The organism is Stutzerimonas stutzeri (assembly GCF_038561965.1).
Taxonomy (GTDB): Bacteria; Pseudomonadota; Gammaproteobacteria; order Pseudomonadales; family Pseudomonadaceae; genus Stutzerimonas; species Stutzerimonas stutzeri_AA.
In genome coordinates, this window is the sequence record NZ_CP139348.1 from 2,753,045 (window position 1) to 2,778,441 (window position 25,397).

The following is a 25,397-nucleotide window of genomic DNA, read 5'->3' on the forward strand; positions in this document are numbered from 1 at the left end:
TGCGCAAATGAAGATGCCCAGCCAACTCGCCATTTCCCTCGGCCAGCATTCGGACCGCGGGCGCAAGCCGACCAACCAGGACTTTCACGGCGCCTGCGTGCCCACCGACGCCCAACTCGCCAGCAAGGGCATCGCCATCGCGCTGGCCGATGGCATCAGCAGCAGCGAGGTCAGTCATGTCGCCAGCGAAACCGCGGTGGCGAGCTTTCTTTCCGACTACTTCTGCACCTCCGACGCCTGGTCGGTGAAGCAATCGGCGCAGCGGGTGCTGGTGGCGATCAACTCCTGGCTGCATGCGCAGACCCGCCACAGCCCGCACCGCTATGACCGCGACCGCGGCTATGTCTGCACTTTCAGCGCGCTGGTGCTCAAGTCCGCTAGCGCGCACCTGTTCCACGTCGGCGATGCGCGCATCTATCGATTGCGCGACGGCGACTTGGAGCAACTGACCGAAGATCACCGCGTGCGAGTGTCGGCGGACACCAGCTACCTCGGCCGCGCACTGGGCATCGACCGGCACCTGGAGATCGACTACCGCAGCCTGCCGCTGGCCGTCGGTGATCTGTTCCTGCTCGCCACCGATGGCGTCTACGAGCACATCGCCGCACGGGACGTGGTGCAGCTCGTTGCCGAGCATGGCGACGAGCTCAACCTGGCGGCGCGACTGATCATCGAGCGGGCACTGGCCAACGGCAGCGACGACAACCTCACCGCACAACTGGTACGCATCGATAGCCTGCCGGAGCAGGCCGTCGACGATGTGCAGCGGCAGCTCGGTGAACTGGCGTCGCCGCCGCTGCTGGAGCCACGCATGCAGTTCGATGGCTACCGCATCGTCCGCGAACTGCATGTCAGCAGCCGCAGCCATGTGCACCTGGCCGTCGATGAAACCAGCGGCGCCACGGTGGTGCTGAAGACGCCCTCGCTCGACCTGCGTGGCGACTCCGCCTATCTGGAGCGCTTCCTGCTGGAAGAATGGATTGCCCGGCGCCTCGACAACCCCCACGTGCTCAAGGCCTGCCCGCCACCGCGGCAGCGGCGCTACCTCTATACGGTCAGCGAATTCATCGACGGCCAGACGCTGACGCAATGGATGCTCGACCACCCACAGCCGGACCTGGAAACCGTGCGCGGCGTCGTCGAGCAGATCGCCCGCGGCCTGCGTGCTTTTCACCGCCTGGAAATGCTGCATCAGGACCTGCGCCCGCAGAACCTGATGATCGACGCCACCGGTACGCTGAAGATCATCGATTTCGGCTCGACCCGTGTCGCCGGGCTGGCCGAGCGCAACGCGTCAGGTACACAGGACAACCTGCTCGGCACCGCGGCCTATACCGCACCGGAATATTTTCTCGGCGAAGCCGGCACGCCGCGCTCGGACCAGTTCTCTCTCGCGGTGATTGCCTACCAGATGCTCAGCGGTCGCTTGCCCTATGGTGCCGACGTCGCCAGAGCGCGCACCAGAGCAGTACAAAAGCGTCTTTGCTATCAGCCGCTACGCCATGCACAACGCGATATCCCGGCGTGGATCGACGAAGTGCTGGGCAAGGCGCTGCATCCCGATCCGGCGCGGCGCTACGCCGAGCTGTCGGAGTTCGTCTTCGAGCTGCGCCAGCCCAACCCGGCATTTCTCAACCGCGCCCGCCCGCCGTTGCTGGAGCGCAATCCGCTGCTGTTCTGGAAAGGGTTGTCGCTGCTATTGGCGGTGACAGTCGTCACGCTGCTGTTGCGTTGACGGCTAGCCGCGCCGCGCCAGGCACTCGGTGGCGCCCTGGGCCTTGCGCGTATACCAGAACACCCGGCTGACGCCGCGGGTGATCGCCACATAGCCCAGGCGCAAACTCTCATCGGCCATGGCCTGGTCATAGCTGTTGCGGAAGAAACCCGAGTAGGCATACAGCGCATTGCGCAACGGGTGTGGCTGCACCGGCGCGCAATCGTCGACGATGATCGCCACTTCGGCCTGCAAACCCTTGGCGCGGTGGATGGTGTAAGCCTTGACCGGCAGCTTGCGGTCCAGCTGCGCCTGAATAGTGCGCAGCGGCTCGTTGCGCCGGCTGAGCAGCAGCACCGCGGTGCGTTCGCGGCTTTGCCGCTCGGCCACATGGGCACATTGCGCGGTGATCGCCTCGATCAGCGTCGGCAGGCCCTTGTTCAGCTCGAAACCGGTGACCAGCTTTACCCCATGGTCGCCGGGCTGCGTCGGTTTGCATGGCCGGCTGGTCTTGGCCTGCTTGAACCTAACCCCGGCCAGCACCGCCTCGCCATCGCGAATCACCGGTTCGATGGAGCGGTAGTTGGTTTCCAGTAGCAATGTTTCACTGCCCTTTGCGCCGCGCCGCGGGAAATACTTGTCGAAGTCGATGAACAGTTCGGGCGAACTGCCGCGCCAGCCATAGATCGACTGCCAGTCGTCACCGATGGCCATCAGGCTTGGGCTGCGCTTCTGTCGCGCCAACTGGCGATGCAACGCTTGCAGCCATTGGACGATCTGCGGGGAAATGTCTTGGAATTCGTCGATCAAGAGATGCTCGAACGCCGCGAGACTGGCCTCAGGCACATCCTTGCCTGAGCCCAGCCGCTCGGTGAGTTGTTGGAACGCCTCATTGAAGGTCATCAGCCCCTGCTCACGCAGCACGGCCTGGAAGTAGCCATGGAAACTCACCAGCGCTTCGACGAAATCCCGTTCGCGCGCCGCGCACTGCAGCTTGCCCGGTTGCAGCTGATCGATGCGAATGCCGATGCTCTCGATGAAGCCCGCCTGGGCATGGAAGGCCTCATACAGCGGCAGCGGCGTGAACTCACCGGCCAGGGCGAAGGTATCGGCTGGCGCTTTCGGCGCGGCGCGCTTGCCCTGCTCGGCTTCGGTCGGCGGCACGGGTAGATCGAGCAACCGGTGCACCCGTTCGCGGAATGGCGCTTGTTCGGCGTAACACTGCTGATAGGCCTGTTTGAGCAGGCGCAATTGCGCCGGCCGCAGACGTGCATTGGCCAGCGGGTTGTCGGGCTCGTCCGCCGCGGCGGCCTTGTCGTCCAGCTGCTCGAACCACACCGGTCGGGCCAGCACCTCACGCGCCAACTGCGCCATGCCCGAATGAAAGGTGCGTACGCACTGGCGCGCCTGCTGTGCATCGAACGGCACCTGCCAGAAGCCCAGCACGCGCACCAACTGTTCGCGCAGCTGCGCGCAAGAGGCATTGGTGAACGAGATGACGGTCAAGCGTCCTGGCTCGACGCCCATGTGGCAGAGCATGAACACCACCCGCAACAGCAAGGTGGTTGACTTGCCGGACCCAGCGCCGGCGAAGATTCGCGTCACCGGGCTGCGGCTGAGGATCATCGCCCACTGTTCGTCCGACGGCGCGCTGATGACACCGGCCGCCACCGCCTGGCCCACGCGATCACGCATGGCCTGAACCTGAGCGTCATCGACCTTAAGCTGTGCCGCTGCGTAAATACCTTGCGCTGCCGTCTTGCGCGGCTTGCCGGCAGCGCGTGCCGCCCCCTCGGACTTGTCCTTGGTTTTGGCTGCAGGGTTGCCCTTGCGCTTGGGGACCGCGGCCTTGTTCGTCTTGCTGGGCGCACTGCCCCAGCGACGAAACAACAGCTCATCCTCTTCGCGCAGATGGGCCGAGGTACGTGGAAAACAGCGCTTCAATACTCCCGCGACGAGGGATCTGTAGCGCTTGACGGCAGAAAACATCGGAAATCACCGTGAACATGCATATCGTTGATATGGTACGGGTTTTTCCCAGTACTCTGGCCGCTGCAAGGACGAACAGCAGCAAACGGAGATGGCAATCACTTGCTTGACCCGCACGACTTCCTCGGCAAACAGCTGTCGGAGCTGAACCAGCGCTCATCTGCTCACCTGCCTCCTTTACACCGGATATGGACCGCTACTGATGGCCCCAGCAGCCAACCCCCCATGCCACGACACCCGCCACCTGTTTCTGCCGGTTGGTAGCGAACTCGGCGCGCTCATTCGGCGCTTCGACTGGTCGCACACCGCGTTGGGACCGCTGGAGGGCTGGCCATCGAGCCTGAAAACCGTCACCGCCTTGCTGCTGCACTCGCCGACCCCGATGGTGGTGCTCTGGGGCGAAACCGGCATCATGATCTACAACGATGCCTACGCTTCGCTTGCGGGCAATCGCCATCCGCATCTGCTTGGCTCGGATGTCTGCAAAGGCTGGCCTGAAGCGGCTGAATTCTCGGCCAACGCGATGCGGATCGTGCTGGCCGGAGGGACGCTGTCCTACAAGGATCAGGAGCTGGAGCTGCACCGAAACGGCCGCCCAGCACGGGCATGGATGAATCTGGATTACTCACCTGTGCTGGACGAGCAGGCGCGGCCAGCCGGCGTGATCGCGCTGGTGGTGGAAACCACCGAGCGGGTACTGGCCGAACGCGAGCTGCAAGGGCAGCAAGCACGCCTGCAACAGATGTTCGAACAGGCGCCCGGGCTCATGGCCATGCTGCGTGGCCCGGAACATGTCTTCGAGATGGCCAACCCGGCCTATCTGCGGGTAGTGGGCGAGCGTGAGGTCGTCGGCAAGCCGGTGCGTGAAGCGCTGCCGGAGGTCGAACGTCAGGGTTTCATCGATATTCTCGACCGGGTGTACCGCACAGGCGAAGCCTTCGTCGGCTCCGGTATCCGTGTTGGCCTGCAGCGCACCCTGGGGGAAGCCGAGGAAGAGCGCGTGCTGGATTTCGTATTCCAGCCGGTGACCGGCATCGACGGCAATGTCAGCGGCATCTTCGTCGAGGGCAACGACGTCACCGAGCGCGCTCGCGCCGAACAGGCGCTGCGCGAAAACGAACAGCGCCTGCGCTTTCTCGATGCGCTGGCCCGCGAAACCGCGCGCAGCACCGATGCCGACGCCATCCTGGCGATTACCACTCAGATGCTCGGCGAGCATCTGAGTCTGTCGAGCTGCGCCTATGCCGACATGGACCCCGACCAGGATGGCTTCACCATCCGCGGCGACTGGGCCGCGCCGGGATGCGTCAGCATTCTCGGGCGCTATCGCCTAGCGGACTTCGGCACGCTGGCGGTCGACAAGCTGCGCGCCGGCCAAGCCTTTGTCATTCAGGATCATTGTGCACAGCTGCCGCCGCACGAAGCCGCCGCGTTCCAGCAACTCGACATTGCTGCGACCGTCTGCCTGCCGTTGGTCAAGGCTGGCCGCCTGACGGCGTTGATGGCAATGCATGATCGGCTACCGCATGTGTGGACCGACGCTGAGCTGGCCCTGCTCTCGGAAGTCACCGACCGCTCCTGGGCACATATCGAGCGCGTGCGCTCGGCGGCAGCGGTCCGCCAGCGCGAGCAGTGCTTTCTGGTAGAGCTGGAAGCCAAGGTGGCGGAGCGCACTGCAGCGCTGGCACGCAGCGAAGCCAATATTCGCGCGGTGCTGGAAACCTCTCATCTGTACAAGGCGATGCTGGCCCCTGACGGCTCGATTCTCTACGTCAACGCCACGGCACTGGCCGGTATCGGCGCGCGCTTCCACCAACTGGCCGGCACGCCCTTCTGGGAGTCGCCCTGGTTCACCGCCACCCCCGGCATGGCGGAAACAATCAAGGCCATGACGCAGCGCGTCGCGGCAGGTGCCACCGAGCATGTGACCATGAGCCTGAATATGCCGGGCGGCAGGCGCACCTTCGATTTCTCCATGCGCCCGGTGCTTGGCGAGGACGGCGAAATCGTCGCACTGGTCCCGGAGGCGCTGGATATCAGCGAACGCGTCGCCACCGAACAGACGCTGCAGCAACTGCACAAGATGGAAGCGTTGGGCAACCTAACCGGTGGCATCGCCCACGACTTCAACAATCTGCTGATGGCGGTGCTCGGCAGCCTGGAGCTGCTGCGCCGGCGCATGCCGGCCGACGCCGCGCTGTTGCGCCTGGTGGACAACGCCCGCGCCGGTGCCGAACGCGGCGCCTCGCTCACCGCACGCATGCTCTCGTTCGCGCGTAAGCAGGAACTGTACAAGACGCCGATCGACCTGTGCCAGTTGATCGAAGGCATGCAGCCGCTGCTGCTCAGCTCGCTCGGCCCGACCATTCAGCTGGAGATCGAGCTGCCACAGCGACTCGCACGGGTCAAGACCGACCCCAACCAACTGGAAACCGCTCTGCTCAACCTCGCCGCCAATGCACGTGACGCCATGGCTGGTGAAGGGCGCATCTACATCGGCGCAGAGGAACTCTCGCTGTCCAGCGAGCAGAACGGTCTGCCGGCAGGGCGCTACATTCGTCTCGACCTCAGCGACAGCGGCACGGGCATGGACGAAGGAACACTCAAGCGCGCCGTCGAGCCGTTCTTCACCACCAAGGGCGTCGGCAAGGGCACCGGGCTCGGACTTTCCATGGTGCACGGGCTCGCGGAGCAGTCCGGCGGGCGGCTGGTATTGCGTAGCGCCCCTGGCTCGGGCACCACCGCCGAAATCTGGCTACCGGCACTGGACAATGACGAAGATGCGCCAGCGCGCAGCGCGACACCCGATGACAGTCAGCGCCAGGCCCTCAACCCCCTGACGCTGCTAGCCGTCGACGATGACGAGCTGGTGCTGTTCGGCACCGCCGGCATGCTCGAAGCGGCTGGTCATCGTGTTCTGACGGCACGCTCGGGCGGCGAGGCGCTGGACCTGTTGCAGACCAACCAGATCGACGTGCTCATCACCGACCACGCGATGCCGCTGATGAGTGGCGTGCAACTGGCCGCGATCATCCGGGAAACTCGCCCGCACTTGCCGATCCTGCTGGTGTCCGGCTATGCCGAGCTGCCCTCGGCGACCCCCGCAGTGCCGCTGCGACGGCTAGCCAAGCCGTTCAACCAGCACCAGCTGCTCGATGCCGTCGAACAGCTGAGCATCGGCCAGGCCTGAGCGCAGCCGGCCCAGGCCTGGCCAGCATCACCGGGCAAGCTCAGCTGCCAATCACGCCACCATCGTCCTTGGTGATCAGTACGGTGGACGAGCGCGGGCGGGATCGACCATCGCTGGCCGGAAAGCTCAGCCCCGGGTGCTGCACGTTGATCCACATGGCGCGATAGTCCGGGCTCCAGGTGATGCCGGTGATCTCGCAGCCGCGCGGCCCCACCAGAAAGCGCCGCACCTCGCGCGTTTTCGGATCGGCACAGAGCAGCTGGTTGGTGCCCATCGCCTGCATCGCCGGCTGGTCGTCGTCGAAGTCGGTTTCGATCCACAGTCGTCCATCACGGTCGAAGGCCAGGCCGTCTGGGGATGAAAAACAGTCACCGTCTATGGTGCCGACGAGGTTGGCGGCTACCGCCCGGCCTTCGGCATCTCGCGCACCGCGGCGCTCGCCAGCGAGCAGGAAGACCTCCCATTCGAAGCGCGTCGCCGCCGGGTCACCGCCCTCTTCATTCCAGCGCAGAATTTGCCCATGCAGGTTGTTCGGTCGCGGGTTGGCCTTGTCCAGGGGCTGCTTGGCGCCGCGGCCATCATTGTTGGTCAGGGTGACGTATACCTCGCGGGTATCGGGATGCACGGCTACCCATTCCGGCCGATCCATTGGCGTCGCCCCGGCGCGGTCGGCGGCGGCACGGGCGTTGAGCAGAACCTCGGCCTGGCTGGCAAAGCCGTTCTCCGCGGTCAGGCCGTGCTGGCCATGCACCAGCGCCAGCCACTGGCCGCTGCCGTCGCCATCGAAGCGGGCTACGTACAAGGTGCCCTCATCCAGCAAGCGGCGGTTGGCGGCGTCCGCGCCGGGCACGAAGCGGCCACTGGGGACGAACTTGTAGACGTACTCACCCTTGGTGTCATCGCCCGAGTAGAAGGCCATGCGGCCGTCATTGCCCAACGACAACACCGAGCATTCCCGGCAATAGCGGCCGAAGGCGGTGCGCTTGATTGGCGTGCTTTTCGGATCGAAGGGGTCGACCTCGACTACCCAACCGAAGCGGTGCGGTTCGTTGACATAGCCGTGATGAGGCTGATCCGCCTGGGGCGTAGCATCGAAGCGCGGATCGGCCGTCTCCCAGCCATAGAGCTTGCTCATGCCGCTGCCGGCAATGCCGTAACGGTTATGCGAGATGCGTGCTGCGAGGTCGTCGGCGTCGTGGTTGACGAAGTAGTTGTGCCAGTTTTCCTCGCAGACCAGATAGGTGCCCCAGGGCGTGAAGCCGCTGGAGCAGTTGTTCAGCGTGCCGAGCACCGTCTTCCCTTCGGGGTCGTCCATGGTTTGCATTGCTGCATGGCCGGCCAGCGGTCCGGCAATCGCCATCGGCGTGAGGCCTGAGACACGCCGGTTGTACGGCGAATCCATCACCCGCTGCCACTTGCCCTGGGCATCCTTGCGCACCTCGATGACGCTTACGCCATGGGCCGCCTGTTCCTTACGCACTTGATCCAACGGGCGCCGGCCGTCGACCAGGCTGATGCCATCGGGGTGCAGCGTCGGGTTGACGTACTCGTGGTTGATCGCCAGCAGGCCGCGGCTTTCTGGTGCATCGGGGAACGGGAAGAAATGCATGCCGTCGTGGTTGTCGCCGGCCTGTTTCAACTGCGCCTGCCAATCGTCGCTGGCGTCCGGCTGCCACGCTGGCGCATCGGCATGCACCGGGTCACCCCAGGAAAAAAACACCCGTGTGCTGTAGCCAGGCGCCACCTCGACCCGGTCGAAAAGCGCATCAAGCCGGGCAGGAATGCCCTCGAAGCCGAGCAACGAACCGCTCCCGGTCGCCGCGCGTGCGCCTGCTATCCGACCACCGAGAAAGGCAATGCTGGCCAGACCCAGGCCGCCTTTGAGCAGGCCGCGGCGGCGGTGGTCGATGGTCTGCGCCAGCGATGCATTGCCGCTAGGATTGACCGGCTGATCGTCATGAGCTGCAACGCTGGCGTGGAACTCAGTGAAATCCTGTTTCATCGAAAATGAATCCTTGGTCTGCAACTCGCATCATTCGATGCGGTAGTGAAAGGTGTTCCGTACATCCGGCACGGGCACGGCCCGGCCATCGACGATGCGCGGCTGGTAACGGAAGCTCTCGGCGGCCGTAAGCGATGGGCGGATGAACAGCGGGTGGCAGTCGCCGACCACCTTGGGCGAGCGCGCGCGACCCTGGGCATCCACTGTGTAACTCACCGTGCACGAGCCCTGCAGGCCGGAGTCCAGCGCGCGTTGCGGGTACACCGGGGGCTTCTTGGCGATCGGCAAGTACTGACGACTGGCCGCTTCGGCCGCCGCAGCCTGGCGTGCACGTTCAGCGGCCTCAGCGCGTTCGGTCGCTTGCGCCTGGCGCCGGGCTTCTTCCAGCCGGGCCTGATCGGCCAGCCGCTCCTGCTCGCGGACTTGCTCCTTGCGCTGCGCTCCACGCCGCCGTTCGATGCGCTCGCGCTGCAGTTTCTGTTGCTCGGCCTCGCGCTCCTGCTCGGCACGCTTGAATGCCAGTTCGGCCTGTTCCAGCCGTTGCTGTTGCGCCCCGGTATCGACTTGCGTCTCCACTGGCAGCGGTTCGACCACCGGCTCGACAGGCTGTTCGATCAGCGGTTCTGGCACAGCCGGCAACGGCAGGCTGATCAGCTGGGTGCGCATTACCTGCGCAGCGACAGGCGTTTCAAGCGCCGGTGTCCAACCCGTAAGCAGCAACGAGAACAACCCGGCGTGCAGCCCGAGGGTCAGCAATGCGGCCCCGGCAGGACCGATCCACTGCCGCGGAGCAACTTCGGCGCCATGCGTGGCGGGTGTGCTGAAGGTCATCATCACGGCTGCCCGGCCTCGGCAGGCGCCTCGGTAATCAGCCCCAGGTTGAGCACGCCACCGCGCTGCAGTTCAGCGATCCCCGCCACCACACGACCGTAATCGGCCGCCTCATCGGCACGAATGTAAACCTGCGTGTCGCCCCGCTCGGCGATGATCGCGCCAACCTTGGCTTGTAGCTCGGCCAGGTCGACGGCGCTGTCGGTCTGGTTGTCGATGTCCAGTTCGCTACCCAGATTCCAATAGAAGCCGCCTTCGGCCTTCACCGAAAGCGTGAGGATCTGTCGCTCGTTTTCGACCGGCAGCGCCTCGGCTGCCACCTTGGGTAGCTCGATCTTGACCCCCTGTACCAGCATCGGCGCGGTGACCATGAAGATCACCAGCAGCACCAGCATGACGTCGATATAGGGCACCACGTTCATTTCCGCCTTGGGCCCGTGTTTGTGCTGTGGCCTGACTAGCATGGCAACTCTCCTCAGGCGGCTGCGGCAACGCTGGGCGAACCGGCATGCAGCCGACGGTGCAGTCGCGCCTGCAATTCGTTGCCGAAGGCGTAGTAGCGGCCAGTCAGCGTTTGCCCGCGGGCAGCGAAGCGGTTGTACGCCATCACTGCCGGAATCGCGGCGAACAGACCGATCGCCGTGGCGATCAGCGCCTCGGCGATACCCGGTGCCACCGTGGAAAGCGTCGCTTGCTGCACCTGCGACAGCCCGAGGAAAGAATTCATGATTCCCCACACTGTGCCAAACAGGCCGATGTACGGGCTGACCGAGCCAACCGTGGCAAGAAACTGCAAGCCTTTCTCCAGGCGCTCTTCCTGCTCGGCGATGGCCACATAAAGACTGCGCTCGACACCCTGCGCCACGGCATCCGGCGCGATGCCAGGCTGGCGTTGCAACTGGGCGAACTCCGTATAGCCGGCGAGAAAGATGCGCTGCAACGCGGCCTCTTCCGGCAGCGGCTGCTCCTGCCCCTCGCGGTAAAGCTTGGCCAGATCACCACCCTGGCGGAAGCGCTGCTGGAAAGCGCGCTGCAGGCGCTCGGCGCTGCGTAATGCAGCACCGCGACGAATGATCAGATACCAGCTGGACACCGAAGCCAGCACCAGAATCACCATCACCGCCTGGACCACCAGGCTGGCCTCGCTGATCAGGCCCCAGACGGACATGTGCTCGAAAGTCGTTTGCATGATTCGTTTCCTCCTGCCCCAAGTGGGCAGCTGCTATTGGATGACGGGTCGGTTACAGGGCGATGACATTCAGTCCAGCCCGAGCGCATCGGCGACCGCCGACCAGGGCAGGTACTTGTAGTTCTGCGCCCCCTCGGGCATGCGTTTGCGGCCGTCCTGCACCACCAACATGCCGCGGCTCCAGATTCCGCCAAGGTTGGCTGAAGTGACTTCCAGCCCATCGGTCTCGGACGCACCATCGATGCCGCGCTCGGCATTCAGGCCGATGCGGAAAGCACCGCGCACGGCATAGGGCGCCTGGGCATCGAGCACCACATAGCTGTCGTTGCCCTGGCTGGAAATGACCAGGTAGTCGCTGCTCGTACCCTGATAGAGCGCCAGGCCTTCGATGTCGTCGTATACCGGCCCGCCGACGCCGATTACTTTTTCCAGCGTCGTCGGCGCCCCGACACGGGCATCCAGCACCCATACCGCGACATCCTCTTCGCCTACGAAGAGCCGCTCATTACGGTCATCGGCTACACATCCCTCGGGTTGGGTCTCCACCTTGAAGCGCCGTACCAGCTCGCCACGCGGCTTGCCGGAGCTGCCATCGAGACGGTATTGCAGGAAGGTGCCGTCCTTGTCGTTGGCGATGGCATGAATGCCGCCCTGGCGATCCTTGAACATGCACAGGCCGTAGATATCGGTCAGCGGCGTGGCGATCTGGCCGATGTCGTCAAGCACACCGCTGGCCTGGTCGATGGCGAACAGGTGCAGGCTGTTGTGATCCCGATTGCTTGCTACGGCCAGATCCACACGCTTTGCGCCCAGGCGGAAATCACCGCGCACATCGACATTGTTCAACCGACCGACGCGCAGGTTCTGGGTCTCACGCCCATCCAGGTCGTACACCAGCAAACCACCCTTCTTGTCGGTTCCGAGCACGCGGCTCTGCGCCGGATTGCGCGGGTTGATCCAGATCGCCGGATCGTCTGCCGCATCACCCAGGCTCGGCACGGCATCGGTCTGGGCCGCTGCAGGCAAGCTCACGATCGGCGCCGTTTGCGCCAGCGCTTGTGGCTGCCAGGCCAGGCGACCGCGATGCACGCCTTGCTCGTCCGCCAGCAGCAGCTCGACGCCATTCTGAGAGCGGCGAGCGCTGATCTGCTCCGGCTCGTCGAAGCCCTCTAGAGCAAGAACAGCGTCGGCTTTCCAACCGTTCTGGGTCTGGCGGTACAAGTGCAACGCGGGCACTTCCGGGTCGAGTGCCAGCAGGCCGCCCGGCACCAGCGCCATGCCGGCCGCCGCTTGGGCCAGGCCGCCAAATGGCTGTCGCAGATCTACCGGCTCGCGCTGCAAAGGCGCCTCGGCATCGGCCGGGTAGCGCCACAGGCCGACGGTCTCCTCGTTTACGTAGAGCAGGCCAGTTGCGTCGTCCGTCTGGCAGAAGGCGCTCTCCGGCGGCAGGCTGAGCCCTCGCACCCGGCGAGCCTCGTCAAGCAGGCGGCCTTGGCTAGCGACCAGCCATTGCTCGCCGACGCCTTCTTCACCAAGCAGAAAGACGAAATCGTTGCGTGCGCTGTCGCGATACAGGCACAGCCCTTCGATGGCAAAGGCCGTGCGCGGCAGATACAACGGCTGGCTCCAGGCGCGCTGGCCATCCAGGCCAATCAGCATCGCCTGTTGACGTTTGCGTTCGACGGTTGCCAGAAACAGCCCGCGCTGATCGGCGCGGTGATCGAGCCCCTCGAAGCGCCCGGCATATTCAGCGAGGGTGCGACCACTGGCATCCAGTAGGTGCAGCCCCTTGCTATCAACCTGGATGCGCTCGGCGCTGGCCCAGGGTGTGTTGCCCGTCAGCTGGGCGTATTCGAGGCCAGCCTGCACAGGTTCGCTGAAGCTCAGCTGCACCGCGTTGATGGGCTCATCGTGGTTTGCCGACTGGCAGGCCGCCAGCGAGATGCACAAGCTGAGCAGCGCGGTCTTGGGTAATGCGTACATGGCGTTTCCATTCAGGCTGCCGCGGGCCGATGCCCGCCGAAAGGGGAACGGCGGGCATCGGAGCGGCATGGGGTCAGAAGTGGGTCAGGGTCAGGCCGAGCTTGTAGGTCGGGCCGTACTCTTCGTACTGGGCGTTGTAGGAGCGGTGTCCGGCGTAGACGTAGTAGGACTCGTCCGTCAGGTTCAGCGCCTCGAAGGTCAGCTGCAGGTTCGGCGTGAGGAAGTAGCCGGCCTTGAAGTCGACGAACAGCTGATCGTCGACGTACAGGTCGTGGGCCTTGTCGTCGATGCCAGCCACCTCGTACAGGTAGTCGGACTTGTAATTGGCCGCCAGGCGCAGGTTGACCCGGTCGTTTTCCCAGCCAAGCATCAGGTTGCCGACCGTATCGGAGTGATTCGGCAGGTCGATGCTGCGGCGCATGCCCTGCCCTTCGATGTCAGCATCGGACTTGCTGAAGGTCGCGTTGGCACCCAGCAACAGGCCGTTCCAAGGCGCCGGCAGCCAATCGAGTTTTTGCGAGTAGGCCAGTTCCAGCCCGTAGAGCTTGGCGCTGCTGCCATTCTGGAAGCTGAGCGCTTCATCGAACGCGCCCCACTGCCCGGTGCCGGCAAGGTCGGTGCTGTAGACGAAGTTGTCGATGTCCTTGTAGAACAGGTAGGCAGACACCACGCCGGCACGGCCCATGTAGTGCTCGATGCCCAGGTCGTAGTTGACCGACTCCAGCGGCTTGAGATCAGGATTGCCGAACGAGGCGTCATCGCCGTCAATAACGAAGCCCGGTGCGAGCTGGCCGAAGGTTGGGCGCACCACGCTGTTGGTCCAGGCGGCACGGATGAGCGTGTCGTCGGTCAGCTGGTAGCGCGCATGCAGCCCCGGCAGCCAGTGGTGGTAGTTGTTGCTACTGGAAACCGACTCGAACTGATCGTCGCGCATGCCGGTGCCCTTGGCACGAAAACGCGTACCTTCGTAGCGCAGGCCGGCGATGAAGCGCCAGCGATCGATGTCCACGGTGTTCATCAAGTAGGCCGCGTTGATGTCCTCGTGCATGTCGAAGTCATTGATGCGCGACTCTTCTTCATCGTAGAACTGGCTGGCATCCAGGCCGGCAATTGCGCCCTTGATTGCCGAGGCGCTGATGCCCGGGCCGAAGCGGCCAAGCGCATAATCGACCTTGCCGCTCTGGAAGTCGGCCAGGGTCAGGTCGTCGAAATCGTCGTACACCCAGACCTCGCTGTCGTTGTCCTTGTGCCGGCGGCTGAGTTTGCCGCCGAACTTGGCCTGCGCGGCGTAACCCTGAATGTCGTAGTCACGCGCCAGATCCAGGCGGATGTTCTTCTCGCGGTCACGGGTGTCACTTTTCTCCCACTCCACCTCGTCCAGTTCGAAGGACGCCGGGTCGTAGAACGACGAATCAACCGTCAGGCGCGGCTTGCGGCTGCTGGAGAAACCGGCATCGGCGAAGTCACCCTCGAAGGTCGCACCGGAGATGCCACCTGGGTTTCGCTCGCGGGACTGGCTGTAGCCAACCTGGCCGCTCAGCGTCCACAGGCCCATCATGCGTTCACCACCAAACACATAGGACTGGACGGTCTGGGTTTCCTCGCGGGACTTCAGCTCGCGCCAGCCCTCGGCGTCTCCGGTCTCGCCAGGCAGCTGCGCGTCGTCGAACTCCACGCCCGCGGCGTTACGGGTCTCGGTGTCCTTGAAGCGGCTGTACAGCGTGCGCAGGTAGTAGCTGCTGACATCGTCCGGCTTGTAGTCGAAGTTCAGACCGAAGCCGGTGCGCTCACGGGTGATCTCGTAATCGCGCTGCTCGAACTCTCGCAGCCGGGCGCCATCGTCAGCGAAATCCCACTTGCCGCCGGTTTCGACGTTGTCGGAGCCAAAGTCGCGCTCTTGCCAGCTGACAGCCGCGGCCACACCGAAGTTGTCGACGCCATCGCCCAGGCTGAAGCGGTTGCTGATCGCCCCGGAGAATTTCGGGCTGCTCTTGTCGACGTTGTCGTCATAACTGCCCTCACCGCTGATGCTGTAGAACAGCCCGTCGTGGTCGAAGGCAGACAGGCTCTCCACCTCGATGGTGCCGCCGAGGGAGTTGGCGTCCATGTCCGGGGTCAGCGTCTTGACCACCGACAGTGACTGCACCAGCTCCGAAGGCAGCACGTCCAGCGCTACCGCGCGACGGCCACTTTCCGGAGAGGGCACCAGGGTGCCGTTGATGGTGACGCTGTTCAGGTCCGGCGCGATGCCGCGCACGCTGACGAAACGCCCTTCACCCTGGTCGCGCTCGACCGAGATGCCCGGAATGCGCTGCAGCGCCTCGGCGGCATTGTCGTCCGGCAACTGACCGATGCCGTCGGCATGCACCACGCTCTTCACGCTGTCGGAACGACGCTGGTCCTTCAGTGCCTCGTCGATGCTGACCGCCTGGCCGACAACCTCAACGTGCTCCATGACAAGTGGCTCTTCGGCCCAGGCCGAACCGGCACTGACGGCCAGGGCCAGCAGGCTGATGCGGAATCCTGCACCGCGGATGCCACTGCGGTATGTGCTCATGAACAATCCCCCGAACGGTGTTTACCGGGTCCATCCCGGAACTGCAGCGGACGGTAGGCGGGGGATATGGCGGTTCTGTGACAGGGGGTTCGGGGATGGCTTGGAACAGGGGGTTTTCGGGGATTTTGCGAGCGGGATTGAGCTGATATGACCTGTTTTCAGGGCGGACTGCGCGTCAGAGCCGTTTTTCGAAGGGGTCGAAGTTTCTGTTTCGCCCTGCTGGGCGAGTCACTTTTTCCAGACGCGCCTGCCCGGCCGGGAAAAAGTAACCAAAAAACGCTTTGCCCCTGCATACGGCCCCGCGCTACGCGCGGGGTTCGTTCGCTACATCGCTGCTCCAGGGGTCGGCTTACAAGGGCCATCCATGGCGCTTTACGGGGGACGCCTAGTTCTCTCGCGGCATCCATGCCGCTCGCTCCCCTACGCAACGATTCCATTCGGCCTCCTGAAAGAGGCATTCGTATTACCTGGTGATCTGTGCAAGTACATGCAGAGCTACCCCCTTTTTATGTGGACAGGTCGTAGAAATGCTTCGCGTACGTAATGCAGAGCGCCAAAGCACGGCTCCTATGCTGAAACGTAGAAACCTTGAGTGATCCTCTAACCCGCGGAAGCCTAAGGCTGCTTATCGTTCTGCTTGCACTGCCTCCCAGGCGACTCCCAATCGCCCCTTCAGGAGGGTGAACGGAGCCGTCGTGTAGAGGGGCGAGCGGCATGGATGCCGCGAGAGCCGTAAAGGGCCATGGATGGCCCTTGTACGGCGACCCTCGGAACGGCGGCGTAGAGAACGAACCCCGGCGCAGCCGGGGCCGGATGCAGGGGCAAGCGTTTTTGCCTACTTTTTCCGCGACTGGAAAAAGTAGGTCGCCCAGCAGGGCGAAACCCAGCTATCAAGCAACTCCATAATTCGTCTGACGCCGCAAAAGATTAAAAACCCTCTGAGCCAATTCAACCCCCACCCCATTCATCCAACTGTCACATCCATCTGTTTCCGTGCCCTCACGCACTGGCGCGAACCCACGCCACGGAGACCTGATGAAATCCCTGCTGAAACTCCACACCCTCACCCTGCTAGGCCTCGCCCTGGCCGCCAACGTCGGCCTGCAGCTGCTCCTCGCCGTCGGCCAGATCAAATCCTGGGGCGAGATCGACTGGATGGACGTGGTCGGTGAAGGCGGTTGCGCCGTACTCGCCCTCGCCTGGTTGATCATGCTGTTGCACAGCCGCCCAGCTGGTCGTGTAACGCGTCTGCTGGCGCTGGGCCTGGCTTGCATCTGCTTTTCCTGGTGGATGGACCTGCTCGATGAATTCATCCAGATCCCCGCCCACATCGCCTGGGACAACTGGCTGGAAACCGCGCCCATGCCGGTCGGCCTGATCCTGCTGACCTTCGGCATCTACCACCTGAATCAGGAACAGCGCGCCATCAATGCGCAGATGCACAAACGCGAGCGGCTTTTTCGCGAGCACCGTCTGTTCGACAACCTGACCCCGCTGGGCACAGCCGAGTACCTGCGTCGTCAACTCGATCTCGCCCTGCGCCAGGCCACCGATGATCAGCGGCCGTTGTCGCTGCTGGCGGTCGACCTCGACGAATTCAGCCGGGTCAATCAGCGCTACGGTCAGGAAGAAGGCGATCTGGTGCTGCAGGCCGTGGCGCAGTTGCTGGTACTCAACCTGCGCCATCAGGATCTGCTTTGCCGCCTGGCGGGTGATCGGTTCGTCGTGCTGCTGCCCGATACCGCCGAGCAACAGGCGCGGCAGCTCGCCGAGGAGTTGCAGACCGCCATCGCCAGCCTCGCGCACAAGACGCGGCAGCATGGCGAGCGGCTCCACCTGCGCGCCAGTACCGCAGTGGTGATGGCCTTCGATGACGATGTCGAGCAGCTGCTCAAACGTCTCAATCTCGGCTTGGCCAGGGCCAAGCAATCGCTGCCACGCTGCGCCTGAGGCGATCAATGGAAAGCCCCTTGCGCTGGTACGAATGGGACACACGCTTCATCGCCGCACATCATCAGCCGGCGGTATTGCTGGACCTGGCGTTGTCGCGCGGCATCGACAGCCATGCGCTGCTGCGCGGCAGCGGACTGTTTTACGAAGACGTCGCCAGTGGTCGTGCCCGCGTCAGCCCGGAGCAGTTGCTTACACTTGTCGGCAATACCGAGCGGTTGCTCGGCGCGGCGGACAGCAGCTTTCTGTTCGGCCAACGTCTGCTGCCCGGGCACTACGGCGACGTCAGCCTGGCGCTGGAAAATGCCTGCAACCTCGAGCAGGCGCTGGAGCGTCTTTGCCAGTTCCGCGCCCTGCTCTGCCCGCTGCTGGCTCCAAGGCTGCTGCTGGATGAACAGCAGCTGCACATCTATTGGCTGGACAACGGCAGCGCCGGCAAACACCTGCGCTTTCTTATCGAGGCGCACCTGACCGCCATCGTCGCGTTGTGCAAACGCGGCAGCGGCTTGCGCCTGCCGTGGCGCTTTCAGTTCGCCTACGCGCAGCCGCGACATATCGAACAGTACTGGGTGCACCTGGGCGATGCGCTGCAGTTCGACCGCCACCTGACCCTGCTCAGCCTGCCACGCGAGTATCTGCATCAGCCTTGGCCGGATGCCTCGGCGACGGTTGGCCAGGTCGCACAGCAGGCGAGCCAGCAGCAGATCGACGCACTGGAAGGCCCCTGCGCCTTTCTCGATGCCTTCTATCAATACCTGCATGACCACATCCGCGAGCCGCTGAACCTGGAGCGCGTCGCCCTGGCTTTCGCCATGAGCCCGGCAACGCTCAAGCGCAAGCTGGCCAAGCACGGCACGCATTTTCAGGAACAACTCGATCTGGTGCGCACGCACGTTGCGCTCTACCTCTATCAAAGCCAGGGTCTGGGTAACGAGGCCGTTGCCAGACACCTCGGCTTCAACGACACCACCAACTTCCGTCGCGCCTTCAAACGCTGGACCGGTGTAGTGCCCAGCGGCCTGCAACCGCTGTTCGACGCGACCTGACGGCGTGCTAAGGTGCCGCCCGCACAACCTTCGATGCGAGCGGGCCGGGCATGGATATCAAGCAGCTGAAGTTTCTCGTGGCGCTGGACGAAACGCGGCATTTCGGTCAGGCCGCAGCGCGCTGTCATGTCACCCAGCCGACGCTGTCGATGCGCCTGCGCGGTCTCGAAGACGAACTCGGCCTGCAACTGGTGATCCGCACGCAGCGCTTCGAAGGCTTCACGCCCGAGGGCGAGCGCATTCTGGCCTGGGCGCGCAGCCTGCTGGCGGCGCAGGACGGCCTGCTCGCCGAAGCCGCCTCGTGCCGCGGCCAGCTGGTCGGCACCTTGCGTCTGGGCGTGGTGCCGCTGGCCGGTTTCGACCCGATGCAATTGGTGCAGGCCTTCGGCGAGCGCCACCCGAACCTGCGCTTCGAGTTGTTCGCGCTAAGCAGCGAACAGATCCTCGAACGGCTCAACCGCAATCTGCTGGATCTGGGGCTGTCCTACCTGGAACGACTGGATGAAGCGCACTTCACCAGCCTGCCACTCGGCGAAACCCGCATGGGCCTGCTGCATGACGAGCGCCATTTCCGCTTCGACGCGCCATCGCTGAGCTGGGAAGCGCTTGCCGAGTTGCCGCTCGGCCTTTTGACGGGGGGCATGCACTTTCGCCAGTCCATCGACCATGCGCTGCGGAGCCGGGGCCTGAGCCTTGCGCCCCGGCTGCAGACCGATGCGGTGCACCATTTGCTGCAGGCCGTGGCTGCCGGCCTGTGTTGCGCAATCATGCCGCTGGACAGCGGGCTCGAAGCGCTGGACGGCAGGCTGAGCCTGACGCCCATCGATAACGCCAGCACTCTCGCGCCACTGGGGCTGATCCTGCGTCGCGCATCACCCCGCTCGGCATTGGGCGAAGCCTGTTTCGACGAAGCACGCGAGCTGCTGCAACGGCAAAAACCAGCCACCGCTTGACGCGTGATCGATACGCTCGATCAGCCTATCGAACATAGCGATTGGACGGCGCCACGCTGCGCTCCTAGGCTCCCTGCGTCGACCTGTCGCAGGCCACCGCCATGCAGTACGCCACCCTTAGCGCCGCAAATGCCAACGATCCGACTGCCGGCGCGGCGCGTCTGGCCGAAGAGTGCGCCCTGGCCATCAGCTACAACGGCCTCAACCAGGCAGTGATGATGGTGACGCCGCTGGACCTGGAAGATTTCGTCATCGGCTTCAGCCTGAGCGCTGGGCTGATCGAGTGCATCGATGAGCTTCGCGACCTGCGCCTGCATGGCAGTGGCGCTGCCCGCCACGCCGACGTTCAAGTAAGCCCGCGAGCCTTCTGGGCCATCAAGCAGCAACGTCGCCAGCTGGCCGGCCACAGTGGCTGCGGCTTATGCGGTGTGGAGGCGCTGGAACAGGCATTGCCACAACTCCAGCCACTTTCGTCAGTCGACCTACCGCCCGAAGCGCATTTCCACAACCTGCGCCAGCGCATTACCGAAGCACAGCTGTTGGCTCGCGACAGCGGCGCATTGCATGCGGCGCTGTACGTCGACGGCGATGGCGGAGTTGCGCTGTGCCGCGAGGACATCGGTCGGCATAACGCCCTGGACAAGCTGATCGGCGCGCTGCAGCGGCAACGTCGGCAGCCCAGCACAGGTTTTGTCGTGGTCACCAGCCGCTGCAGCCTGGAGCTGATTCACAAGGCCGTGCGCGCCGGCATCGGTACGCTGGTCAGCCTCTCCGCACCGACCCAGCTCACCGTCGAATGGGCGCGCCGGCACAACCTCAACCTCATTCACCTGCCCCACCACAGCACGCCACGGGTCTACAGCCCGGCGCCAGCGCTGCCCGATCAGAACGGATGCCACCCATGAGCCGCACGTCCCGCTTCCATCCCGCCACCCGCTTCCAACCTTATGCCGGCCCAGCCGGCGGTTGGGGCGCACTGCGCAGCGTGGCCAGTGCGTGGCTTGGCAGCGGCAATGCGCTGAAGAACATCCGCGCCATGCTGCGCACCAACCAGAACGGCGGCTTCGACTGTCCCGGCTGTGCCTGGGGTGATTCGCCCGAGCCCGGCGCGGTGAAGTTCTGCGAAAACGGCGCCAAGGCGGTGAACTGGGAAGCGACGCGGCGCCGTGTGGATGCCGCCTTTTTCGCCCGTCACAGCGTCAGCCAACTGCGCGAGCAGAGCGACTACTGGCTCGAATACCAGGGCCGCCTGACCGAACCGGTACGTTACGACGCCGACAGCGACCGCTATCTGCCCGTCAGCTGGAATGATGCCTTCGCGCTAATCGCACGCCATTTGAACCGTCTGGACAGCCCACACCAAGCAGCGTTCTACACCTCCGGCCGCGCCAGTAACGAGGCCGCTTACCTCTACCAGCTGTTCGGTCGTAGCTTCGGCACCAACAACTTCCCCGACTGTTCGAACATGTGTCACGAAGCCAGTGGCGTCGCGCTTGGCGAATCCATCGGAGTCGGTAAGGGCACCGTGACGCTGGAGGACTTCGACCACGCCGATGCGATCTTCGTCCTCGGTCAGAACCCCGGCACCAACCACCCGCGCATGCTCGAACCGCTGCGCCAGGCAGTGGAACGCGGCGCTCAGGTGGCCTGCTTCAATCCCCTGCGCGAACGTGGGCTGGAGCGCTTTCAGCACCCGCAAAAGCCCATCGAGATGCTCGCCAACCAGGATGCGCCGACCCACAGCGCCTACCTGCGGCCCAACCTCGGTGGCGATCTCGCCGTACTGCGCGGCATCGCCAAGTACCTGCTGCAGTGGGAACAGGAAGCCCAGGCCAGCGGCGCGCCAGCCGTGTTCGACCACACCTTCCTGGCTGAACACAGCCACGGTCTGGACGCCTACCTGGCTCAGGTCGAAGCCACGCCCTGGTCGCTGATCGAACAACAATCGGGGCTTGATCGGGAAGAGATTCGCCACGCCGCAGCGATCTACCGCAGCGCCGAGCGGGCCATCGTCTGCTGGGCAATGGGCATCACTCAGCATCGGCATTCGGTGGCGACCATTCAGGAAATCGCCAACTTGCTGCTGTTGCGCGGCAACATCGGCAAGCCCGGCGCTGGTGCCTGTCCGGTGCGCGGCCACAGCAACGTGCAGGGCGACCGCACCATGGGCATCAACGAGCGCCCCCCGATCGCGCTGCTCGATGCCCTGCAACGCCAGTTCGACCTGACGATGCCACGTCAACCCGGCTACAACACGGTCGAGTGCATCCAGGCCATGCTCGCCGGGCAGGTCAAGGTGTTCATCGGTTTGGGTGGCAACTTCGCCCAGGCGACGCCGGACAGCCCGCGGACCCAACAGGCGTTGCGCAACTGCGAGCTGACCGTGCAGATCAGCACCAAGCTCAACCGTAGCCACCTGACCATGGGCCGCGACGCGCTGATCCTGCCGTGCCTTGGCCGCACCGATATCGACCGCCAGGCCTGCGGCCCACAGGCCGTCACGGTGGAAGACTCGTTCAGCATGATCCATGCATCGCGAGGCCAGCTCGAACCCTCTTCGTCGCAGATGCGTTCGGAGCCGGCGATCGTAGCCGGCATCGCCGCAGCGACCCTAGATAAGCGTCCGGTAGATTGGCTCTGGCTGGTGGAAGATTACGCGCGTATCCGTGAGCTGATTGCGGCAACCATCCCCGGTTTCGCCGGTTTCGATCACCGTCTGCACCGCCCCGGAGGGTTCTACCTTGGCAACGCCGCCGCGCGACGGGAATGGAACACCGCCAGCGGTCGCGCCGAATTCAAGGCACAACCGCTGCCGGACGATCTGGTACCCGAACAGGCGCGCCAGCCGGGCACCAGCGTCGACCTGATCCTGCAGACGTTGCGCTCTCACGATCAGTACAACACCACGCTCTACGGTCTGGATGATCGCTATCGCGGGGTGAAAGGCATGCGCAATGTGGTGTTCGTCAATCCTGCAGACATCCAGCGCCTGGGCTTGGAAGCCGGCCAGCAGGTCGATCTGGTTTCGCTGTGGGATGACGGCATCGAACGCCGCGTGCGCGGTTTTACCCTGCTCGCCTACGACACCCCGCTCGGCCAGGCAGCGGCCTACTATCCGGAAACCAACCCGCTGGTGCCGCTGGAAAGCTTCGGCGACCGCAGCCACACGCCAACGTCGAAGTTCATCGCGATTCGCGTGCTGCCAAACACGCGGGAGAAAACGCAGCGGCTGATCGCCAGCGGGCAATGACGATCATTCGAAGCGGCTGGCGTCGTCCCGATCGTGCAGGTAGCGCCGGCTGAACGGAAACGGTGGTAACCAGCCCTCGCGACGCACGGTCCAGCACTCGTAGGTCGGCGTCAGCTGATCAGGCGCGTCCAACGAACCCAGGTTGACTTCGATCTCATCGCCACTGCGGGCAAAAATCGACGAGCCACAACGGGGGCAGAAATGCCGCCCGGCATATTCGGCCGTCTCGCCCTCGACGGTTACTGCCTCCTGCGCAAACACCGCCGCGGCGTAGAACAACGCGCCGTGATGCTTGCGGCAGTCCATGCAGTGACAGAGCCCGACTCGATAAGGCTGCCCTGACGCCACGATCCGCACGTTGCCGCACAGGCACCCTCCGCTGAATTGCTCAGCTGGTTCGAGGGTGGTCATCGGCCGTGGCCGGCGAAACGCTGGATGTCGTGCGTCGGTCCGGAAACGATCAGCAGATCGCCTGCGAGCACTTGGGTGCTGGGCGTCGCATGTTGAAACTCTTCGTTGGCGCGCTTCAGACCGACCACGGTCACGCCAAACTTTTCGCGAACGCCGGCAGCTGCGAGGGTGCTGTTGTGAATCCGCTCGGGGGCACGGATCTTGGCGATGGCGAAGCCGTCATCGAACTCGATGAAATCCATCATTCGCCCGGTGATCAGGTGGGCAACCCGCTCGCCCATGTCCGCCTCAGGATAAACCACGTGGTGCGCCCCGATCCGCGTCGCGATCTGTCCGTGCTCGGCGGTCAGCGCCTTGACCCAGATGTCTTTGATGCCCAGTTCGGTCAACGCCATGATAGTCATCAGGCTTGCCGCCAGGTCGGTACCGATGCCGACGATGGCGTGGGGAAAGTCGGCGACGCCGAGCTGCCGCAACGCCATGACATTGGTGGAGTCGGCCTGCACCGCGTGGGTCAGTAGATCGGCCCAGGCATGCACCGGCTCCGGAGCCTGATCAATGCCCATCACGTCATGCCCCAGGCGAATCAGCGAACGCGCCACGGAGCTGCCAAACCGCCCCAGCCCGATGACCACCACGCTATCGCCTTTAGAGAACGAAAACTGTTCTGAAAACAACAATTTAGCCAACAATTGGGTGTTCCTCCGGATAGCGGTATGGCATTCGATGCTCGCCTAGTGCAAGCGAAGCGGCCAGGGTGATGGTGCCTACCCGGCCGACATACATCAGCAGCGTCAGCATGAGCTGACTGGTCTCCGGCAGGTCCGCGGTAATACCGGTGGACAGGCCGACGGTGCCAAACGCGGATATGACCTCGAAGATGACCTGATCGGTAGGGATATCGGTGTCGCGCAGGATGACCAGCGTACCCAGCACCACCAGGGCGCTGCCCAGCACCAACACGGTGATTGCCTGGCGCTGCACCGAGCTGCCGACCCGGCGGCCGAAGGCTTCGACGTCCGGCCTGCCACGAATCTCGGCGATCACCATCAGCGCCAAGATGGCCACTGTCCCGACCTTGACCCCGCCCGCGGTCCCGGCACTGCCGCCGCCGATGAACATCAGAAAATAGTGCAGCGCCCAGCTCTCGTGGGTCAGCGCGCCGATGTCGATGGCATTGAAGCCGGCTGTACGCGCCGAAACGGAAATGAAGGCCGCCGAGAGCATCTTGTCCGCCCATGCCATCGGGCCGAGCGTGCCCGGGTTGGACCACTCGAACAGCAGCACAACCAAGAAGCCGCCGGCCAGCAGTACCCCAGTCCCGGACAGCGTGAGCTTGGTGTGCAGCGACCAATGCCGCGGATCGGCCCACTTGCTGCGCAGGTCGTAAAGCACCGGGAAGCCGATCCCGCCGATCACGATGGCGCTCATGACTGGCGTCAGGATCAGCGCATCGGTGGCATAGCGGACGAGACCGTCATCGTGAATCGAGAACCCCGCGTTGTTGAACGCCGAGACCGCATGGAACAGTCCGCTCCAGGCTGCTTCGTCCCAGGCGAGGCCGTGCGCCAGATGCAAGCGCAGGGTGAGCAGCGCCATCACCACCAGTTCCATCACCAGCGTCACCACCAGCACCAGTTTCGCCACGCTGGTGATGTCACCCAGCCCCAGCACGTGGGATTCGGCCTGAACGATGAGCTTGGAACGCAGGTGAAACGATCGGTTGACCAGCAAACCGAGCAGCGTAGCCAGCGTCATCATGCCGAAGCCGCCGAGCTGAAACAGCACCATGATCACCACCTGGCCGAAGGTCGACCAATAGGTACCGGTGTCGACAACCACCAACCCGGTAACGCTGACCGCTGACACGGCGGTGAAGAAGGCGGTGATCCACGGCGCCGACTCGCCCTGGGCATGAGCCGCGGGCAATGAGAGCAACGCTGTGCCGCAAAGAATGGCGAAGAGAAAAACAAGCGCGACGACTCTGCCGGGGTACAGCAGTGATTTCATTCGACCCACATTGACGGATCCGAAGAGTGAGAACCGCCGGAATCGGCGGCCCTGAAAGCAGAGCGAAAGGCTAGGCGCATTACGTCAACTCTTCAACTGGATGACCGAAATAGAGCGCCCGAAGGCTGACCTTAGGCTTTCATCCGCTCCAGCACCAGACAGCGAAGTCGTCTATCCGCAAATAGCTTGGTCAACGCCGGCATGCCGGTCCGCACTTGCACCCGCGCGGCCAGAACGTGCCCCAGCCAATAAATAAACCTGTGGGACGCAACGCATCCCTCAGCTTCGCAACCGGGAAGAATCGATCGGATCGATCGGCCAA

At 64.1% G+C, this 25,397-nt stretch carries 17 protein-coding genes; 7 read left to right on the plus strand and 10 right to left on the minus strand.

Features of this window, described 5'->3' with window-relative positions:
• Positions 1 to 13: 13 nt before the first annotated feature.
• Positions 14 to 1,735, plus strand: coding sequence for a bifunctional protein-serine/threonine kinase/phosphatase (locus tag SM130_RS12420; protein WP_256044900.1), 1,722 nt, complete (start codon positions 14 to 16; stop codon positions 1,733 to 1,735).
• A gap of 3 nt (positions 1,736 to 1,738) precedes the next feature.
• Here SM130_RS12420 and SM130_RS12425 read toward each other — a convergent pair whose 3' ends face one another.
• Positions 1,739 to 3,703, minus strand: a complete 1,965-nt coding sequence (locus SM130_RS12425) for a DEAD/DEAH box helicase (protein ID WP_102825738.1) — start codon at positions 3,701 to 3,703, stop codon at positions 1,739 to 1,741.
• A 202-nt stretch (positions 3,704 to 3,905) separates the two neighbouring features.
• Here SM130_RS12425 and SM130_RS12430 point away from each other — a divergent pair, with 202 nt between their 5' ends.
• On the plus strand, positions 3,906 to 6,893 hold the full coding sequence (locus SM130_RS12430; RefSeq protein ID WP_102825737.1) for a PAS domain-containing protein: 2,988 nt from the start codon (positions 3,906 to 3,908) through the stop codon (positions 6,891 to 6,893).
• Between the two features lie 40 nt (positions 6,894 to 6,933).
• Here SM130_RS12430 and SM130_RS12435 read toward each other — a convergent pair whose 3' ends face one another.
• The 6 genes from SM130_RS12435 to SM130_RS12460 form a co-directional block, all read right to left on the minus strand.
• Positions 6,934 to 8,895: a PhoX family protein gene (locus SM130_RS12435; protein WP_102825736.1), complete on the minus strand. Its 1,962-nt coding sequence runs from the start codon at positions 8,893 to 8,895 to the stop codon at positions 6,934 to 6,936.
• A 30-nt stretch (positions 8,896 to 8,925) separates the two neighbouring features.
• A complete protein-coding gene (locus tag SM130_RS12440) occupies positions 8,926 to 9,729 on the minus strand; it encodes an energy transducer TonB (RefSeq protein WP_102825735.1) in 804 nt (267 codons plus the stop codon).
• Positions 9,729 to 10,190 carry a protein TolR gene (gene tolR / locus SM130_RS12445; RefSeq protein ID WP_102825734.1) on the minus strand — a complete coding sequence of 154 codons (462 nt, stop codon included), beginning with the start codon at positions 10,188 to 10,190 and terminating at the stop codon, positions 9,729 to 9,731. Before tolR ends, SM130_RS12440 begins: the two co-directional genes overlap by 1 nt.
• A gap of 11 nt (positions 10,191 to 10,201) precedes the next feature.
• Positions 10,202 to 10,915, minus strand: a complete 714-nt coding sequence (gene tolQ / locus SM130_RS12450) for a protein TolQ (protein ID WP_102825733.1) — start codon at positions 10,913 to 10,915, stop codon at positions 10,202 to 10,204.
• 69 nt (positions 10,916 to 10,984) lie between these two features.
• Positions 10,985 to 12,898, minus strand: a complete 1,914-nt coding sequence (locus SM130_RS12455) for a phytase (RefSeq protein ID WP_102825732.1) — start codon at positions 12,896 to 12,898, stop codon at positions 10,985 to 10,987.
• 73 nt (positions 12,899 to 12,971) lie between these two features.
• Entirely contained in the window at positions 12,972 to 15,455 is a 2,484-nt protein-coding gene (locus SM130_RS12460) for a TonB-dependent receptor (RefSeq protein WP_102825731.1), read from the minus strand.
• A gap of 1,035 nt (positions 15,456 to 16,490) precedes the next feature.
• Here SM130_RS12460 and SM130_RS12465 point away from each other — a divergent pair.
• The 5 genes from SM130_RS12465 (at position 16,491) to SM130_RS12485 (ending at position 22,654) form a co-directional block, all read left to right on the plus strand.
• On the plus strand, positions 16,491 to 17,405 hold the full coding sequence (locus SM130_RS12465) for a GGDEF domain-containing protein (protein WP_102825730.1): 915 nt from the start codon (positions 16,491 to 16,493) through the stop codon (positions 17,403 to 17,405).
• An 8-nt stretch (positions 17,406 to 17,413) separates the two neighbouring features.
• Complete coding sequence (locus SM130_RS12470) at positions 17,414 to 18,451, plus strand: AraC family transcriptional regulator (protein WP_102825729.1); 1,038 nt, start codon at positions 17,414 to 17,416, stop codon at positions 18,449 to 18,451.
• A 50-nt stretch (positions 18,452 to 18,501) separates the two neighbouring features.
• Positions 18,502 to 19,404, plus strand: a complete 903-nt coding sequence (locus SM130_RS12475) for a LysR family transcriptional regulator (RefSeq protein WP_102825728.1) — start codon at positions 18,502 to 18,504, stop codon at positions 19,402 to 19,404.
• A gap of 101 nt (positions 19,405 to 19,505) precedes the next feature.
• Complete coding sequence (fdhD, locus tag SM130_RS12480) at positions 19,506 to 20,309, plus strand: formate dehydrogenase accessory sulfurtransferase FdhD (protein ID WP_102825727.1); 804 nt, start codon at positions 19,506 to 19,508, stop codon at positions 20,307 to 20,309.
• Positions 20,306 to 22,654, plus strand: coding sequence for an FdhF/YdeP family oxidoreductase (locus tag SM130_RS12485; RefSeq protein WP_102825726.1), 2,349 nt, complete (start codon positions 20,306 to 20,308; stop codon positions 22,652 to 22,654). Before fdhD ends, SM130_RS12485 begins: the two co-directional genes overlap by 4 nt.
• Positions 22,655 to 22,657: 3 nt before the next feature.
• Here the strand turns inward: SM130_RS12485 and SM130_RS12490 are convergent, their stop codons facing one another.
• From SM130_RS12490 to SM130_RS12500, 3 genes are read right to left on the minus strand one after another with little or no spacing between them, the layout of a single operon-like run.
• Positions 22,658 to 23,065 (minus strand): GFA family protein, encoded by a 408-nt coding sequence (locus SM130_RS12490; protein ID WP_102825725.1) that lies wholly within the window; start codon positions 23,063 to 23,065, stop codon positions 22,658 to 22,660.
• Complete coding sequence (locus SM130_RS12495; RefSeq protein WP_102825724.1) at positions 23,062 to 23,757, minus strand: potassium channel family protein; 696 nt, start codon at positions 23,755 to 23,757, stop codon at positions 23,062 to 23,064. The genes SM130_RS12490 and SM130_RS12495 overlap by 4 nt, the downstream gene beginning before the upstream one ends.
• Positions 23,747 to 25,075 (minus strand): TrkH family potassium uptake protein, encoded by a 1,329-nt coding sequence (locus SM130_RS12500; RefSeq protein ID WP_102825723.1) that lies wholly within the window; start codon positions 25,073 to 25,075, stop codon positions 23,747 to 23,749. Before SM130_RS12500 ends, SM130_RS12495 begins: the two co-directional genes overlap by 11 nt.
• Positions 25,076 to 25,397 lie beyond the last annotated feature (322 nt).